Here is a 17034-nt window from a genome sequence, read left to right on the forward strand (position 1 = left end):
TACTTCCCCCCAATACCCCGCGTCCGCCTGGGAGTTGGGGCCTCACCCGCGATTTTCGGACATCAGCGTACTGAGCGCGATGGCCGATGACGCCGACCTCCACCGAAAGCCCGCAGAACACTCCATGTGTGGTGATCCAGCCAGCCGCCCCGCTACCTTCAAGCCATGTTCCGTTCGGGCGGGGCGGACACGGCGGGACATGGCCACCGCGGCTGGGCCCCCACGCGCACCCTCCGTACCGCCGGTCCCGGGGCGCGGGCGCCGCTGCTTGCCCCCGGGCGCCCGAAGGACAGTGGCATATGACGCCAGCACCACCACATCGGGTGTTGCCAAATCCCTTACGTGCCTGAGTCCGCTGTGCCAGAGTCGTTACCGGTCGAAGAGTTGTTTCTGAAGTCAGTACGGAAGCCGACAGCGCGGCCAGGCAGGAAGCCCGCCGCCCCCACCAGCGCGGCCCCCGCGAGCCGGCCCGGCCGCATCGCATCGCCTACGGAGCCCTCATGCCGTCCCACGTCTTCGCGGACCGAACCGCCCAGCCGCCCGAGCGCGGCGCGGTCGACGCGCTGATCACGCAGACGCGCCGGCTCCGCGGCGAGGTCGACGCCGTGCGCCGCGAGGCCACCGCCGACCACAGCGACCCCGCGGGCCGCTGGCAGCGCGCCCTGTGCGACCTCGCTGTCCATCAACTCAACGACCTGCACGGCCACTTGGCCCAGCTGCGGGACGGCCCGCCGCGCACGCTCCGGCCGCACGGCGGCGCTGCGCGGCCGGAGCCGCCCACCGGCTCCCTGCTCAGCCGGGTGGGCAGCGCCGAGTGGAACCTCCTGACCGACGAGGCCAACTGGTCCGGCGAGCTGTACCAGATCCTCGGCCGCGACCCGGCCGCGCCACCGCTCTCCCTCGACGAGCTGCCCTCGCTCGTGCACCCCGACGACCACGCGCTGCTCACCGCGATGGTCACGGACTGCCTGGTCGACGGCAAGCCGATCGACGGCGAGTTCCGCGTCGTGCGCGCCGACGGAAGCGAGCGCCAGGTGCACATGATGGGCGAGCCCGTGCTCGCAGCCGACGGCTCCACCGCCTCCATGTGGGCGGTCCTGCGGGACGTCAGCGAACTGCGCCGCAGCCAGCGGGCCGTCAGCGAGAGCCGCGACTCGCTCCAGCGCCAGCGGCACCTCGCCCAGACCGAGCACCGGCTCGCCGTCGAGCTTCAGGAAGCCGTGCTGCCGCCGTGGCGCGGCTCCCTGCGCTTCCCCCAGGGCGGCCCGGCCGGACTGGACCTGGCCGCGCACTATCTGCCGTCGTCGTCGAGCGCCCTCATCGGCGGCGACTGGTACGACGCCCTGGAGCTGGCCGACGGCCGGATGCTGCTGAGCGTCGGCGACCTCACCGGCCACGGTGTCACAGTGACCTCGGGCATGGCGATGCTCCTCGGCGCCCTGCGCGGCATGGCCGTCGCGGGCACCCAGCCGGGCCAGCTCATGGCCTGGCTCAACCAACTCCTGGACTCCTCGGCGCAGCCCGCGCTCGGCAGCGCCGTCTGCTGCCTGTACGACCCCGAGCGGCACGTGCTGACCTGGTCCCAGGCCGGGCACCCCGCCCCGCTGCTGTTCCGCGACGGGACGGGGCGCGTCCTGACACCGCCGGACGGCGTGCTGCTCGGCGCGACGTCCGGCGCGACGTACGACCAGGCCGAGGAGGCTCTGCGCCCCGGTGACCTGCTCCTGCTCCACACGGACGGCCTGGTGCCGCGGCGTTCCCGAGATGCCGCGACCAGCCGGCTGCTCGCCCTCGCGCCGCGGTTCGCCGAGGCGAGGACGGCTCAGGACGGTGTGCGCGTCACGGTCGAGGAGTTCGGCGTGGCCCCGCGCGAGGACGACGCCTGTCTGCTGGTGGCCAGGGTCGACACCTAGCCGTCACGGCCCTCCGACCGCGGCACCCGGAAGCGGAGGCCATGCCGTGCTGCGGCCGGTGGCCTCGCGGAGCCGGATCGCTCCGCGGGCCTCGCGGGTGACGCAGCCCTGGCCCGGACCTCGTACCGCTGTACGCGACGTTCCTCACGCCCGCGCCCATTTTCCTCCTCCGGGCCTGCCCGCGGCCTTGGGAAGGGCGTGCTTGATCTCCTCGCGCAGGTCCTCGATCTTCGGGTAGCCCGCGTACTGGGCGGTCAGCCGGTACATCTCCCGTAGCCGGTCCCACGTGCGGTGCGAGGAGTTCGAACCCATCGACACCAGTGCGAGCCGGGCGTACCGGTCGGCCTGTTCGGGGTCGTCGGCGATGAAGCAGGCCGACGCCAGCGAGATGTAGTCGAAGATCGTGGAGCGGTCGCGGCCCTTGGCGCGCAGGGCGATGGCCTCCTTGGCGTGCCGCTGGGCGACGTGCGCGGCGGACGGCTCGTGGTCCGCGAGCGTGCGGTACGCGAGCGCCTGCATGCCGTGCAGGTCCGCCTCGTCGAACATCTGCATCCAGCTCGGCGGCGGCACGTCGCCCTTGTCGGAGACGAACAGGTCCTCGGCGCGGCCGAGCGTGCGCCGCATCGCCTGGCCCCTGCCCATGGACGCCTGCGCCCAGGCCTCGATGGTGTGCAGCATCGCCTGGGTGCGCGGCAGCGTCTCCTCGCCCGAGCCTGACGTGGCGAGCTTCAGCAGGTCCAGGGCGTCGTCCGGCTTGCCCAGGTGCACCATCTGGCGCGCGGCGCGGGACAGGGCCTCGCCGGCGCGCGGCCGGTCACCGCCCTCGCGGGCCGCGTGCGCGGCGATCACGAAGTACTTCTGGGCGGTGGGTTCAAGGCCGACGTCGTGGGACATCCACCCGGCGAGGACGGCGAGGTTGGCGGCGACGCCCCACAGGCGCCGCTGGAGGTGGTCGGGGTGCCGGTAGGCGAGCATGCCGCCCACCTCGTTCAACTGGCCCACCACGGCCTTGCGCTGGAGCCCCCCGCCACGGGACGCGTCCCAGGCGCGGAACACCTCGACCGAGCGCTCCAGCTCCTCGATCTCCTGGGAGCCGATCGGGGCGGCCTCATAGCGGTCGAGTCCGGCGGGGTCGGCGTGCAGGGGATCGTCGAGACGGGGGGCGTCGGCCTTCAGGGTCGGATCGGTGTGCAGCCAGTCGTGCATGGCGCTGGTGAGTGCGGAGCCGGCGGCGAGCGCGGCGCCCGCGCCCACCAAGCCGCGTCGGTTGAGCATGAGGTCCATTCCCGTGAATTCGGTGAGGACCGCGGCGGTTCGCTCGGGCGCCCACGGCACGCCGTCCGGGTGCTCCACGCTCCCGTCGGCGCGCTGTTTGCCTACGCGCCCGTGCCGGACCAGACCGAGGTCCTCGATGGTCACGACACGGCCGAGACGCTCGGTGAACAGGACCGCCAGGACCCGCGGCACGGGATCGCGCGGGATCTCTCCCATGTCGATCCAGCGCCGCACCCGCGAGGTGTCGGTGGCCAGCTGCGGATGACCCATCGCGGCCGCCTGCCGGTTCACCAGTCTGGCGAGTTCGCCCTTGGACCAGCCGGCGAGGCCGAAGAGGTCCGACAGGCGGGTGTTGGGTTGTCCGTTCACGTCAAGCCCCCAGGTTCTCGGCTGAGTTGACAGTAACCGCCTGTCAGTTGCTGAGCGACTATTCGCCAGGGTTCGCCAGGGTGCGCCACATGGTGTGCCAGGGGCCTGGGGGTGTCAGGTAGGAGTGCGCCACCCCGACCCGGCCCCCACGAGGCATTCCCCAGGGTGCACCCACGGAGGCCGGGGCGGGAGGGCGCCGCAACTCGCTGGCACACGAAGGGATCTGTATCGCCCATGTACGCAGCATCGTCCTCCGTGTCCGCCCCGCCCCGGCCGCTGCGCCCCCACTCCCCGTCCCGTGGCCCCGCCCGCCCGGCGGAGGTCCCCCTCCAGGGCGGCGGCCCCTATCTGGCCCCGGCGCGTGCCGCGTCGGCGCCGCTCGGACCCGGCCGGACGCGGCGCGCGCCGGCGACCGCGAACGGGCCGCTCAGCGGGAGACTCGACTTGTCCGGCCCCCAAGGCGCGCAGCTGCGCACCGCCATCGCGTCGGTGCACCGCATCTGTCCGGAGTTCCACCCGGTGCAGGTGCTGCGCCGCAGCGGTCGCACCGTCCTGCTGGTCGGCACGACGGGCCGGAGCACCGCGGTCGCCAAGTGCCTGCTCGACCACTCGCCCTCGTGGGCCGAGCGGATCAGGCACGAAATAGCTGCATACCGCTCGTTCGTCAGGCATCGTCCGCCTGTGCGCGCACCGCGGCTCATCGCGGCCGACCCGGACGACTGCACCCTGGTGATCGAGCGGATGCCGGGCCGGGTCGCGGCACTGCTGCGCCACCCCACGGAGGCCCCGCCGCGGGCGGACGTACGCGCGACGGTGGCCGCCGTGCACCGCCTGAACCAGTGGCGCCCGCCGAACGACATGTTCGGCAAGCCGCTGGACTACCCCCGGCGGATCGCGCGCTTCCACGAGCTGGGGCTGCTCACGGACCGGGACATGGGCGACCTCCAGAAGCTGCTGCACGGCATAGCGCACGCGTACGCGCCGCAGCCGCAGGCCATGTGGCAGTTCTGCCACGGCGACGCGCTCCTGTCGAACGTGCTGCTGTCCCCGGCCGGCCCCGTGTTCGTCGACTGGGAGCACGCGGGCTGGTACCTCCCCGGCTACGACCTGGCGACGCTGTGGGCGGTCCTCGGCGACGCCCCGGTGGCTCGCCGCGACATCAGCCAGCTCGCCCAGCAGGCGGGCCCGGCGGCGCGCGACGCGTTCCTGGTCAACCTGATGCTGGTGCTCACGCGCGAGATCAGGAGGTGCGAGACGGCGGTGCAGCGCACCCTGCACGAAGCCGCCCCGGCGGCACCGGCGGCCACGCCCCACCCGGTCGCCGTGCCGTCCGGCGAGGAGCAGCGCCTGCTCCTGCGGCGCCTGCACGACGACTGCCAGATGGCCCGCCGGGCCGTGCGGGCGGCCGTCGGCACGCGCTGACGGGGGTGGAGGCCCGTGGTGCGCCCCGAGCGGGGCGCACCACGGGCCTTCGCGTGCGCGCGACTTCGTACCCGAGCGCCGTTCGTACCCGAGCGCCGGGGGATGCCCCCCAGAGAGATCTACGGGTAGCCCCATGTCGTGGCGGTGCGCGTGCTCGTAGCGTCGGAGGTGACACCGCTTGATCCAAAGGAGCACCATGCGCGTCGCACCCGCCGTCACGGTCGGCCTCGGTCTGGTGGGCCTGTTGGCCGGGGCCGTCCCCGTGTCGGCCTCGCCTGCCCCCGCCTCCGTGTCCGTCCGCGCCGACCAGCACCAGCGCCTCGACTGGGGTGCCTGCCCGGCGGACCAGAAAGAGCTGAACGAGGCGGGTGCGCAGTGCGCCGAAGTGACGGTCCCGCTCGACTACTCCCGGCCCGGCGGCCGGACGATCCAGCTCGCGATCTCCCGCGTCAAGGCCAAGTCCCCGGGCGACCGGCGCGGCATCCTGCTGTCCAACCCCGGCGGCCCCGGCGGGACGGGGCTCGCGCACACCCTCGCCCTGCGCCCCGCGTTGAAGGACGTGGCGGACCGCTACGACCTGATCGGGTTCGACCCCCGCTTCCTCGGCGGGAGCAGCCCGCTCACCTGCGCCCCGGCCGGGCCGCCCACGCCCGCGGGGCCGACGACGTCCGCCCGGAAGGACTTCGAGGACTCGGTGCGCTCCGCGCGGGACTCGGCGCGGCGCTGCCGCGAGCACGGTGACAACGCCCAGCTCCTCCCCCACGCCTCCACGCGCAACGTCGCGCGGGACATGGACGCGATCCGCGCCGCCCTCGGCGAGCGCAAGCTGTCGTACTACGGCGTGTCCTACGGCGCCGATCTGGGCGCCGTGTACACGCAGATGTTCCCGCGCCGCACCGACCGCGTCGTCATCGACTCCTCCACGGATCCGGCGGCCACGCAGTACGAGCTGTTCCAGCGCTCAGGCGAACCGCTGGAGAAGTCCCTGGACGAATGGGCCAGCTGGGCCGCCCGGCACCACGGCACATACCGGCTGGGGCGCACCGCGACCGAGGTGCGGGCCACCGTGCGGCGGCTGCTCGACGGGGCCGAGCGGCGGCCCGTCACCATCGCCGGACAGCGGCTCAACGCCCCCGTCCTGCGGCTCGTCCTGAAGCAGCCCATCCAGCACCAGGAGAACGACCCCGCCCTCGCGGCCATCGTGCGGGACCTGGTGGACGCCGCCGCCGGAAAGCCGGTCGAGCCCGGCCCGGAACTCGCCGCCATGCTGGAGCTGCTGAACTCGCCCGACCTGGCGGACAGCTTCGTGGGCGGTGCGATCTTCATGTGCGGCGACGGCGGCTGGCCCGCGGGCGGCTGGCCCGCCGACCCCGAGACGTACTGGCGCAACAGCGTGCGCAGCCGCGCCACCCAGCCGGTCTTCGGACCGTACGTCAACGGCATGATCGCCCCGTGTGCGTTCTGGGGCGCCGCGCCGCGCGAGCCCGGCACCAGGATCGGCAACAACGTGCCCGTCCTGATGCTCCAGGCCCGCCGCGACAACAACGTGCCGTACGAGGGCGGTCTCGCCCTGCACCGCAAGCTCACCGGTTCACGTCTGGTGACGGCGGACATCCGCGCGCACGGCGTGTACGGGCGCGGCATCGAGGGGTACCGCCCCGTGCCGTGCGCCGACCGGGCCGTCAACGACTATCTGCGTGGCGGGGACCTGCCCGCCGCCGACGTGACCTGCGCCGCCCCCGAGGTGACCCGATGACCGGGACCGGCCCGGCGATGAGCCGACGCACCACCATGGCGGTCGCCTCCGGGGCCCTGCTCGCGGGCGCGTCCCCCGGGGCCGCGGCGGCCGCCACCGCTCGGGGGCGCGGGCACGACGCCCTCCAGGCCGACGCCGACGCCGTCCGGGCGACCGGGGCCAGCGGGGTGCTGGCCGAGGTGCAGACCGCGCACGGCCGTACCACGGCACGCGCCGGAGTGGCGGACCTGGAATCCGGCCGGCCGGTGCCCTGGGACGCGTACTACCGGATCGGCAGCGACACCAAGACCTTCACCGCGGTGGTCGTCCTCCAGTTGGTCGGCGAAGGGAAGCTCGCGCTGACCGACACGGTCGAGCGTCTGCTGCCCGGCGTGATCCGAGGCAATGGCAACGACGGCGGCCGGATCACCGTCGCCAATCTGCTGCGCCAGACCAGCGGTCTGAACGACTACCTCGCGATGTCGGAGGGGGAGTTCACCCCGGAGGCGTATCGGAAGGGACGGTTCCGCACACACACGCCTCAGGAGCAGCTGACGGCGGCGCTCAGGAAGCCGCCGCGGTGGCTTCCGCGTCCCGACAACCCGGCGGCCGAGCGGCGCTGGGGCTACGCCAACACCAACTACGTCGTCGCGGGCCTGGTCATCGAGGCGGTGACGGGCCGTCCGTGGGCACAGGAGATCCACGAGCGCGTCATCGAACCGCTCGGCCTGCGGCACACGCTGATCCCGGGCACCTCCGCCTATGTCCCGCAGCCGACGGCGACGGCGTACACGCAGTTCCCCGGCAGCGCGCGCCTGATCGACACCACCCTCGCCGCCGTCAGCGGCGCGGACGGCGGGCTCATCAGCACGACCCGCGATCACGGCGTCTTCCTGCGCGCCCTGATGAGCGGTCGGCTGCTGCGCCCGGCGCAGCTCGCGGCGATGCGGCGGACCGTCCCGGCCGAGGACTGGATCCCGGCGAAGGGCGTCCGCTACGGCCTCGGCATCGCCTGGCGGCCGGTGGCGGGCAGCGGCACGGGCCTGTGGTTCCACGGCGGGACGCACCTGGGCGTGGTCTCCGAATGCGGTGTGACCGCGGACGGCTCCCGCGCCGTGACGTCCGCGACGTTCACGCTGCCCACCGCCGAGGCACAGCAGGAGGCCCAGAGTGCCGCCACGCTCCGCCTGGTGGACAACGCGCTGCGGAGAGGAGGCGACCGTTAGCCCCGGGGCTGGGGCTGGGCCTTGGCACGATCGTCGTCATGCCGTCGAGGAACGGCCTGCCGACCTCGGGGGCGCACCACGGGCCTCGCCGACCGGGGCGGGGGCGGGCTGGGCGAGCAGCAGCGTGAGGTCGTCCGTGAGCGGGACGCCGCCGGTGTGGTGGTGCAGCAGGTCGGTCAGGCACCGCAGCGCCTCGTGCGGGGTGGGCGCGGTCAGGGCGGTGTGGCACTGCGGGGCGTCGAGCGAGAAGGGGGCGCTGTCGGCGTCGCGGGCGTCGGTGAGGCCGTCGGTGTACAGGAGCAGGCGCTGTCCCGAGGTCAGGTGGACCCGTTGCAGACAGGGGGCGGGGCGCAGGCCCAGTGGGGGTGAGGGCCGTGGCGGGGAGAGCAGATGCAGCCGGCGGCCGGTGCGCAGGGGCGGCGGGTGCCCGCAGTTGACGATGTGGGCCTCGCCGGGGTGGAAGTCGACGAGCAGCAGCGTGACGAAGTCCTCCGGGCCCAGCTCAGGGCCCAGGTGACCGTCGAGGGTGTGGGCGAGCCGCACCGGGTCGGGTTCGGTGGCAGCGGTCCGCCGGAAGGCGGCGAGGACGGCGGCGGCCACCCGCATCGCCTGGACGCCATGGCCCTTGACGTCCGCGAGCAGCACGCGCGGGCCCGCGGCGGTGAGCACCGCGTCATGGACATCGCCACCGATGCGGGCATGCCCGTCGGCAGGCCGGGTGTGCACGGCGAGGTCGACATGACCGACGCGGTCGGGCAGCGGGCGGGCCAGGGCCTCCTGCGCGGTCTCGGCGAGCCGGGTCATCCGGTCGAGCGCGCGCTCGGCGCGCACGCGGGAGTGCGCCGTCACGACCGCCCAGACGCACACCGCCGCGATGTTCAGCGGGTCGGCCAGGTCACGCGGCGAGCCCGGCGGTGCGTCCAGCAGCGCCACGGCGAGGGCGGAGGCGCCCAGGGCGGCGGTGGCGCGCGCCGAAAGCCGCTGGGCGGCCAGCAGGGGACCGGCGAGGAGCAGCACGTGCAGGGGCGCGTGGGCCAGGCTCGTGACCGAGGCCGCGGCGGCCTGCACCGCTACCGTCGTGGCGAGCCACTTGCGCCGTGTTTCCACTGCGTCCCCCTGGTCGTCTGGTGAAGTTCGGTTTTCCGCGCACGACCCCTGCGTGCGGGGTACTGTGCCAGCTTCGATGACGGTCCGTGGCCAATTCGCCACAGCCCGCGCACCGCTGCCCCCGTGTCGGTAGCGTCGAGCGCGGCCGGGACCACCTCGCGTACGGCACTCAAGGGGGCGAAGGTGACGCATTCATACGGGCCGGAGGTGGGCGGTCCGCCCCGCGGGAGCGACACCGGACTGGTCGGGCGGCGTGGTGAACTGACGGAGGTCACGGGACGGTTGGCCCGGCACCGCCTGGTGACGGTGACCGGGGTCGGCGGGGTCGGGAAGACCCGGCTCGCCCGGCGCGCCGCCGCCGAGCTGCGGCCGCGGTTCCCCGACGGCACCTGGTGGGCGGAGCTGTCCCCGCTGGAGGACGGCGCGATGCTGGCGTACGCGATCGCCGAGGCGCTGCCCCTGGTCGACCAGAGCACCCGGCCGATGCTCGAAGTGGTCGCCGACTATCTGGCGGGCCGGGAACTGCTGCTCGTCCTGGACACCTGCGAGCACGTGGTCCAGGAGTGCGGCGACGCGGTGGCGGCCCTGCTGATGGTGGCGCCGGGCCTGCGGGTGCTCGCCACGAGCCGCCGTCCGCTCGGCCTGTCCGGCGAGGACGTGGTGGCGCTCGAACCGCTGCCGGAGGCCGACGCGCTGACCCTGCTCGCCCGGCGGGCAGGCGGTGCGGCCCCGGGCCGCACCGCCGTCGACGCCGACAGGGGCGAGGCGGTGGCCCTGTGCCGGCGCCTCGAAGGGCTGCCCCTCGCCATCGAGCTGGCCGCCGCCCGGCTGCGGGAGATGCCCCCGGCGGAACTCAACCGCCGTATGGAGGACCGCTTCGAGGTGCTCGGCGAGTCGCGGCAGCCGGTGTACGAGGCGGACCCGCCCTGGCACCAGGCGCTGCGCACGGCCATCGGCTGGAGTCATCAGCTGTGCACCCCGGCTCAGCGCCTGGCCTGGGCGCGGCTGTCCGTGTTCGCCGGGACCTTCGACGAGGAGGCGGCCCGGCGGGTGTGCGCGGACGACCGCCTGCCCGTCCAGGACGTGTCCGGCCTGCTCGCGTCCCTCGTGCAGAGTTCGATCGTGGAGTGGGTGCCGGAGGGGTCCCTCTCGCGCTACCGGATGCTGGACACCATCCGTGAGTTCGGCGCGTTCTGGCTGCGCGGCCTCGGCGAGGAGCGCGAGGTCCGCCGCCGCCACCTCGCCCACTACCTGGACCTGGCCCGCACCGTGGACGCCGCCTGGTTCGGCCCGGACCAGGTGGACTGGTACCGCCGTACGCAGGCCGAGCACGCCAACTTCCGTGCCGCGCTCGACTTCTGTCTCGCCGAGGGCGACGGGCACGGGGCCCAGGAGCTGGGCGGGGCCCTGTGGTTCTTCTGGTTCGCCTGCGGTTTCACCACGGAGGGCCGCCACTATCTCGACCGGGCCCTGGCCCTGCCCCACAGCCCCGGGCACGCCCGCGGCAAGGCCCTGTGGGCCTACGGCCTCGTCACCTTGAGCCAGGGCGACACGGAGACGGCCCTGCGGGCGGCCACCGCGTTCCGGGAGGTCACGGCCGGTGAGGGTGCCGCGACGGACGCGACCGTGCCGCAGGCCGCCGCGTATCTGACCGGCGCCGTCCTCGCTGCCGACGGCAGGCACGCGGAGGCGATCGAGTGGTTCGCCGCGACCCCGCGCGCCCGTCCCGCGAGCGGCCGCTACGACTCGGCCTGGGGCCTCATCCGGACGGCTCTCGCCTTCGCCCACGTCGGTGTCGGGCAGTTCGACGAGGCCGCCGCCTTCTCCGAGGAGCTGTGCGCCGAGTGCGCGCGCCGCGGCGAGTTGTGGCTGCGGGGTTACGGCGACTACACGCTCGCCCTGGTCGCACTCAGCCGGGGCCGGGCCGACGAGGCCACCGCCCACGGCCGCGCCGCGGTGCGGGGCAAGCGGAACTTCCACGACAGCATCGGCATCGCGATGGCCCTCGACCTGCTCGCGTCGGCGGCCGTCGCCTCCGGTGCCGCCGAGCGGGCCGCCCGTCTCCTCGGCGGCGCCGACCGGCTCTGGCAGGCCATCGGCAGTGACCGCATCGGCTCCCAGGACTTGGCCGCGGCACGCCAGGCCTGCGAGGCCGGGGCCCGCGGCCTCGTCGGCGACGAGGCGTACGGGAAGGCGTTCCGGGCCGGGTACGAGGACGGCCTGGACGCGGTCGTCACCGACGTCCTCACGGTGTGACCCGACGCCAGGGCGACGGCTCGGGTTCGAAGACATACGGGAGGCGTTCGCCGCGTACGGCTACCACGGCTTCGGCGCGGGGCAGGCAGGCGGGGCCGGGGTCAGCGGCGGCCGGTGCGTCCGGCCGCTCGCGGGGTGCCGCGGGCGCGGACCGTGGCGGAGCGGCCTCCCCACCGGCGGGTCGCGAGCCACGAACCGGCGATGACCAGGACGAAGCCGAGGACGGTCGCCGGGCCGACGGCTTCGTCGAGCAGCAGCGCTCCGAGGAGCACCGCGACGGCCGGGTTGAGGTAGGTGACCACGGCCGCGCGGGTCGCTCCGGCCGCGGGCACCAGGGCGTAGTACACGAGGAAGGCGACGGCGGTGCACACCAGACCGAGGACGGCCACGGCGACGACGCTGTCGGCCTGGGGGGCGCGGGTCAGCACGGGCGGTGCGCCCAGCGGTGCGAGCAGCAGGGTGTTGGCGCCGAGCGTCGCGGTGGCCAGCTCCCGTGGTGAGGCGTCCTGGAAGGACCGCTGGACCAGGACCACGCCGGTGGCGTAGCCGATGGACGCGAGCAGCAGCAGGGCCGCGCCCACGGCGGTGGAGGAGCCGCCGCCGTCGCCGCTCAGCAGGGTGAGGACGCCGCAGACGCCGATGAGCAGGCCCGCGATCTGACCGGGCGCGACCCGCTCGGCGGGGGTCAGGTAGCGCACGAGGACGACGACGAACAGCGGCTCCGTCGCGATGAGGACCCCGGCGACGGAGGAGGTCACCCGCTGCTCGCCCGTGGCGATGGCGAGGAAGGGGACGGTGATCTGCACCAGGGCGAGCGTCAGGACGGCTCGCCAGCGCCGCCGCAGCCAGCGCAGCAGGCTCCGCCGCAGCGAGAGGGCGCACAGTGCGGTGGTGGCCACCAGACAGCGCAGCCATGCCACGGACGCGGGCGGGTAGTCGGCCAGCGCCACCTTGATCAGCAGGTACGGCATTCCCCCGAGTACTGCGGCGGTCACGAACAGCACCCACGCGCGACCGCCCACGTGACCTCCTCCTCATCCTCCGGGCGGGCTGCCCGGCCGTGCCGGGTGGACCGCTGTCCCTCGTTCGGTGTCGTGTACGGCGCCGTGCTCGCGCGTGATGACGGTGCCGAGGCGACCGGTGCCCAGCGTGCTGACGGGGCCGTTTCCTATCACCACGGTGTCCACGCCGGCCCGGAGCGCCTCCGCGGCGGCGTGCAGCTTCTTGCGCATGCCGCCGGTGACGCCCTTGCGCCGCAGCGCGGGCAGGTCTTCGGCGGCCAGCGCGCGTACGGGTGTTCCGTCGACGCGGACGTAGGGGACGTCGGTGACGAGCACCAGGCAGGAGGAGCCGAGGGCGCCCGCGAGGGCGGCGGCCGCGCGGTCGGCGTCGGTGTTGACGGTGCGGCCACGGGGATCGCGGGCCAGCGGGGTGACGAGGACGGTGTGCCCGGGGGCCGGAAGGCGGGTGAGGTCGACGTGGCGGGGCGGGCCGACCAGGTTGTCCAGTTCGACGAGGACACGGTCGCGCCACCACAGCCGTTCGCCCTCTCCGGCGGTCAACAGGCCGTGGTGGCCCAGCACATGGTGGAGGGTGCGGCGGCCTTGGCAGGACAGTTCGGCGGCCACCCGGCGGGCGATGTCGGCGCTGACGCGTTCGATGTCGTCGAGGACGCGGGGGGTGGTGAGTCTGCTGCGGTTGCCGTACCGGTCCCGTACGAACGCCTCCGGCCTTCCGTGGGCCGGGTCGAGCGCGGCCAGCTCCCGCGACCAGCCGTGCACGAGGACGGTGCGGGGGTGCGCAAGGGCGGTCCTCGCGAAGTCGTCCCACCAGGCGGCGGGCAGCTCGCGCAGGGTGCTGCCGCCCAGTTTCACGACGAGGGCGTCCGTCGGCCGCGACGCCGCCACGCGCGGTTCCGCTTCGCCGCCGGTGGTCATACGGGGACCACCGGCAGCATGGCCAGACCGGTGTCCTCCGCGTAGCCGAAGCGGAGGTTGAGTGCCTGTACGGCCTGACCCGCCGCTCCCTTGATGAGGTTGTCGAGCGCGGCGAGGGCGATGACGCGCCGGCCGTCGGGATCGTGCACCGCGCTCACGTCGCAGTAGTTGGAGCCGTTGACCGCCTTGGGGCTGGGCACGGGGATGGCGGTCTCGCCCTGCCGCCGGAAGCGCACGAAGGGGTGGTCGCGGTAGAAGCGGATGTAGGCGCGCAGCAGGGTCCTGTCACCCGCGTCGGCCGTGTCGGCCGCGTGGGCCGCGTCGCTGTCGCCGCCGAGTTCGGTGAAGGCGTAGCAGCTCACCAGCAGGCCCCGTACTCCCCCGGTGCCGTACGCCGACATGGTGACGCGCGGGCCTTCGGTCGCGCGGCGGCCGAAGAACTCCTCGATCTCCGCGGCGTGCCGGTGGCCCGCAGGGGCGTAGGGAGTGATGTTGCCGTCGCGGTAGGGGTGCGCGTCGGCGGCGCGGCCGGTGAGGCCGCCGCCGCTGGAGCCTCCCTTGGCGTCGATCAGGAGCCGCCGCGGGCGCAGGTCCATGCCGAGCACCAGCGGGGCGACGGCGAGCGTGGCGGCGGTCGCGTAGCAGCCGGGCAGGGCGATCAGCGCGGCCTCGGGCAGCTGGTCGCGGACGAGTTCGGGCACGCCGTAGACGAAGTGGTCCGCGAGCCCCGGCGGCCGGTCGGCGTCCGGGTACCAGCGGGCGTGGGCCTCGGCCGAGCGCAGCCGGAAAGCGCCGCTGAGGTCCACGACCACGGCGCCGGTGCGGGCGAGCCGGGGCGCGAGGCGGGCCGACACCGCCGCCGGCGTGGCCAGCAGCACGGCGTCGCAGCGCCGGGCCGCCAGGTCGTCGGTGACCTTCTCGATCAGCGGGTCGGGGCGCAGGCGCAGCCCCGGGTGGACCGCCGAGAGGCGCTGCCCGGCGTGCCGGTGGCCACCGAGGTGGACGAGGTCGAGTCCGGGGTGCTGGTGGACGAGCCGGATCAGTTCGCCGCCGCTCAGGCCCGCCGCGCCGATCACGCCCACGCGGGTCATCCGAGCACCCGGAGGACGTACGCGGCCAACTCCCGCGCCGGGTCCACCGGCGCCACGGAGGCCAGCGCGCGGAAGCCCGGCGCGTGGTTGACCTCGCCGACCAGGGGCCCTTCGCGCTGGTCGAACAGGTCGACGCCGTACACGCCGGGGCCGAGCGCGGCGGCCGCCCGCAGGGCGACGTCCTCGGCGTCGGGCCGGTCGGTCAGGTGCCGCGGGTCGCCTCCGGTGGCCGCGTTGCGCCGCCACTCCCCCGGGGGGCGCCCGAAGCCGACGGTCGCCACGACGCGCTCGCCCGCCACCAGGCAGCGCAGCGTGGGGCCTTCGAGGAACGGCTCGGCCAGATAGGCCTGTTCGTAGCCGTGTGCGAGGTCCTCCACGTAGTCGTAGAAGGACTCCGCCAGATCGCGGTCGCGCAGCAGGAACACCCTGCGGCCCCTGCCGCCGTACAGCGGCTTGACGACCGTGGGCGTGCCGAACTCGGCGAGGGCCGCGCGCAGGTCGGCGCGGGAGAGCACGAGCCGGAAGGCCGGTGCGGGCACGGACGTCCGGTGCAGGGTGGTGAGCAGGTCGAGCTTGTTCTCGCACAGGGCGATGGTCCGCGGGCTGTTGAGGGTGGGCACCCCGCCGGCGGTCAGGGCGGTGGCCAGCAGTCGGCCGCGTACGTAGCTCCGGCTGCGGATCAGCGCCAGGGCGCAGGACGGCGGGCTGCTCTTGGGGAGCCCGAGGGAGAGCGCCTCGTCGTTGACCCAGCGCCCGTCGAGCCCCGCCGCCTTCAGCGCGTCGAGGATCCCGCGTTCCTCCCAGCCCACCCGGTCGGCCACCACGGCGACGGTGGGGCCCGGGCGTTCCTCCGGTGTGGCGTCCGATCCGGCCTCCGTCCGCTGTGCCGTCACTGGCCCCAGTCCCTCAGCTCGGTCTCCACCATCTCCAGTTCGGCGCGCCCGTCCGCGGCCCGGGTGACGCGCAGGGTCAGCAGGCACTCGGGGCAGCCCACTGTCTCGCCCTCGGTCAGCGGGGGCAGGGACAGCTCGGTCTCGCATTCGGGGCACAGGGCCGTGAGGGCGCTCATGACAGGCCCGCCCGGGGGCCCGCGATCCGCGCGGCCGGAGCGTCGGAGGGTGCGCCACCGGTCGCGGCCTTGAAGCTCTCGGCCGTGAAGCTCTCGGCCTCGGAGACCTCGGAGGCCTCGGCCTTGAAGCTCTCGGCCGTGTAGCTCTCGGCCTCGGAGGCCTCGGCCTTGGATGTCTCGGCCTTGGATGTCTCGGCCTTGAAGGTCTCGGCCAGGCGGCGGATGGCGTCCCGGTCGAGGGCGGGGCGGCCGTGGCGCTCCTGGTGTGCGCGCAGCCAGGCGCAGTAGGCGTCCACGTCGAGTTCCTCGGCGGCCTCGCCGAGGGCCCAGGTCAGCAGGGGCGGGCCGAAGCGGGTGCGGACCCGCAGCGTGCGGTGGTTGCCGACCTGCTCGGGGGCGATGGACTCGTAGGCCGCGGGGTGGGTGAGCTGGCCGAGGATCTCGTACGCGAAGGCGCGGTCGGTGGCCGGGCCGGAGACGAACGGCTGGTCGAGACCGGCCCTCCGGTGCGCTTCGGCAGTCAGCTCGGGCAGGTGCTCCAGGGCGTAGCGGCCGTCGTCGTAGAGCACGCGCAGGGCGCACAGGAGTTCGGCGAGCGGGGTGTTGCCGCCGCGTTCGCCGATGCCGGCGGTGGTCACCGAGATCCAGTCCGCGCCCGCCGCGTGGGCGGCGAGCGAGTTGCCGACCGCCATGCCGAGCATGTTGTGGCAGTGCACCTCGACCTCGTCGGTCGCGTCGCGGCAGGCGTCCTTCTTGAGCGCGCCGACGAGTTCCCCGCAGCTCCAGGGGGTGAGTGAGGAGACGGTCTCCGCCAAACGGAAGCGGTCGGCCCCCGCGGCGAAACCGGATCCGACGTACTCCGTCAGGCGGGCGCGTGGGGTGCGCGCGGCGTCCTCGCCGCTGAACGTGACGTGCAGACGGCGATCCTTGGCCTCGCCGATCGCGACGCGGGCCAGTGTCATGAGGCGCCGCAGGCTGGGCGAGCCGAGCTTGAGCCCGGCGTGCTCGGCGGAGGTCGGCAGCGAGAGCATCACGCTGCGGCAGCCGAGCCGCAGGGCCTCGTCCAGGGCCGTGACCACCTGCGCCCGGGAGCGCACGGCCACCAGGGAGACGCAGTGGGCGGGGCCGACGGCCTCGTGGACGGCCTCCACGAGCGGGGCGTCGGCGCAGTGGGCCCCGGTGAGGAACCCGGTCTCGACCAGGTCGATGCCGACGCGGCGCAGCAGCACGGCGACGGCCGCGGCGCCGGGCGGCGTGAACTCGACACCGGCCATGTGCGCGGAGTCGCGCAGCGTCGCGTCGGAGACGCGCGGCAGGCGGGTCCGCGGCGGCGGCGAGTCGGGCGGGGAAGGAACGGGGGCGGCGGACGCGCTGCTGGCTGCGGGCACGGTGATTGTCCTTCGGGCATCGGCGGCCTCGGCCGGGCCCCCGGTGCCGGGCCGCGGCACGCCCGTCCTGCTCGGGTTCCCGTGCCGCTCGGCTCGGCCCACGAGGGCCGCACAAGAGGGCAGTCCAGCACACGTCCGGGGAAATGCCCTGAGTAGGGAACTGCTCAATGCGGGCCGCCGCGCTGCTCAGGGACCGGTGCGGCGTCGTTCCCCGGTGGACGGCGGCAGCCCCTCAGCGGCGCGGGC

Annotated in this window: 13 protein-coding genes; 5 read left to right on the forward strand and 8 right to left on the reverse strand. The window is 74.5% G+C overall.

What is annotated here, in order from left to right:
* Positions 1-500 precede the first annotated feature (500 nt).
* Positions 501-1913, forward strand: coding sequence for a PP2C family protein-serine/threonine phosphatase (locus tag AC07GB_RS13025; RefSeq protein WP_478844564.1), 1413 nt, complete (start codon positions 501-503; stop codon positions 1911-1913).
* A 144-nt stretch (positions 1914-2057) separates the two neighbouring features.
* Here the strand turns inward: AC07GB_RS13025 and AC07GB_RS13030 are convergent, their stop codons facing one another.
* Entirely contained in the window at positions 2058-3557 is a 1500-nt protein-coding gene (locus tag AC07GB_RS13030; protein ID WP_478844566.1) for a DNA-binding protein NsdB, read from the reverse strand.
* Positions 3558-3791: 234 nt separating this feature from the next.
* On the opposite strand from AC07GB_RS13030, the gene AC07GB_RS13035 reads away from it, so the two are divergent.
* From AC07GB_RS13035 to AC07GB_RS13045, 3 genes are all read left to right on the forward strand, one after another.
* Positions 3792-4979, forward strand: a complete 1188-nt coding sequence (locus AC07GB_RS13035) for an aminoglycoside phosphotransferase family protein (RefSeq protein ID WP_478844568.1) — start codon at positions 3792-3794, stop codon at positions 4977-4979.
* A 196-nt stretch (positions 4980-5175) separates the two neighbouring features.
* On the forward strand, positions 5176-6735 hold the full coding sequence (locus AC07GB_RS13040; protein WP_478844570.1) for an alpha/beta hydrolase: 1560 nt from the start codon (positions 5176-5178) through the stop codon (positions 6733-6735).
* A complete protein-coding gene (locus AC07GB_RS13045; protein WP_478844572.1) occupies positions 6732-7940 on the forward strand; it encodes a serine hydrolase domain-containing protein in 1209 nt (402 codons plus the stop codon). Before AC07GB_RS13040 ends, AC07GB_RS13045 begins: the two co-directional genes overlap by 4 nt.
* 36 nt (positions 7941-7976) lie before the next feature.
* Here AC07GB_RS13045 and AC07GB_RS13050 read toward each other — a convergent pair whose 3' ends face one another.
* Positions 7977-9047: a PP2C family protein-serine/threonine phosphatase gene (locus tag AC07GB_RS13050; RefSeq protein WP_478844573.1), complete on the reverse strand. Its 1071-nt coding sequence runs from the start codon at positions 9045-9047 to the stop codon at positions 7977-7979.
* A 183-nt stretch (positions 9048-9230) separates the two neighbouring features.
* Here AC07GB_RS13050 and AC07GB_RS13055 point away from each other — a divergent pair, with 183 nt between their 5' ends.
* Entirely contained in the window at positions 9231-11303 is a 2073-nt protein-coding gene (locus AC07GB_RS13055; protein ID WP_478844575.1) for an ATP-binding protein, read from the forward strand.
* Positions 11304-11404: 101 nt separating this feature from the next.
* Here the strand turns inward: AC07GB_RS13055 and AC07GB_RS13060 are convergent, their stop codons facing one another.
* The 6 genes from AC07GB_RS13060 to AC07GB_RS13085 are packed head-to-tail and all read right to left on the reverse strand — an operon-like array spanning position 11405 to position 16788.
* On the reverse strand, positions 11405-12325 hold the full coding sequence (locus tag AC07GB_RS13060) for a DMT family transporter (RefSeq protein WP_478844577.1): 921 nt from the start codon (positions 12323-12325) through the stop codon (positions 11405-11407).
* 12 nt (positions 12326-12337) lie between these two features.
* Positions 12338-13240, reverse strand: coding sequence for an amino acid kinase family protein (locus tag AC07GB_RS13065; RefSeq protein ID WP_478844578.1), 903 nt, complete (start codon positions 13238-13240; stop codon positions 12338-12340).
* Complete coding sequence (gene argC / locus AC07GB_RS13070; RefSeq protein WP_478844580.1) at positions 13237-14331, reverse strand: N-acetyl-gamma-glutamyl-phosphate reductase; 1095 nt, start codon at positions 14329-14331, stop codon at positions 13237-13239. Before argC ends, AC07GB_RS13065 begins: the two co-directional genes overlap by 4 nt.
* Positions 14328-15224 carry an ATP-grasp domain-containing protein gene (locus tag AC07GB_RS13075; protein ID WP_478844581.1) on the reverse strand — a complete coding sequence of 299 codons (897 nt, stop codon included), beginning with the start codon at positions 15222-15224 and terminating at the stop codon, positions 14328-14330. The genes argC and AC07GB_RS13075 overlap by 4 nt, the downstream gene beginning before the upstream one ends.
* Entirely contained in the window at positions 15221-15400 is a 180-nt protein-coding gene (locus AC07GB_RS13080) for a lysine biosynthesis protein LysW (RefSeq protein ID WP_478844582.1), read from the reverse strand. The genes AC07GB_RS13075 and AC07GB_RS13080 overlap by 4 nt, the downstream gene beginning before the upstream one ends.
* Positions 15397-16788 (reverse strand): isopropylmalate synthase, encoded by a 1392-nt coding sequence (locus AC07GB_RS13085; protein ID WP_478844584.1) that lies wholly within the window; start codon positions 16786-16788, stop codon positions 15397-15399. Before AC07GB_RS13085 ends, AC07GB_RS13080 begins: the two co-directional genes overlap by 4 nt.
* Between the last annotated feature and the right edge of the window lie 246 nt (positions 16789-17034).

This window comes from Streptomyces sp. NPDC045778 (assembly GCF_056431945.1).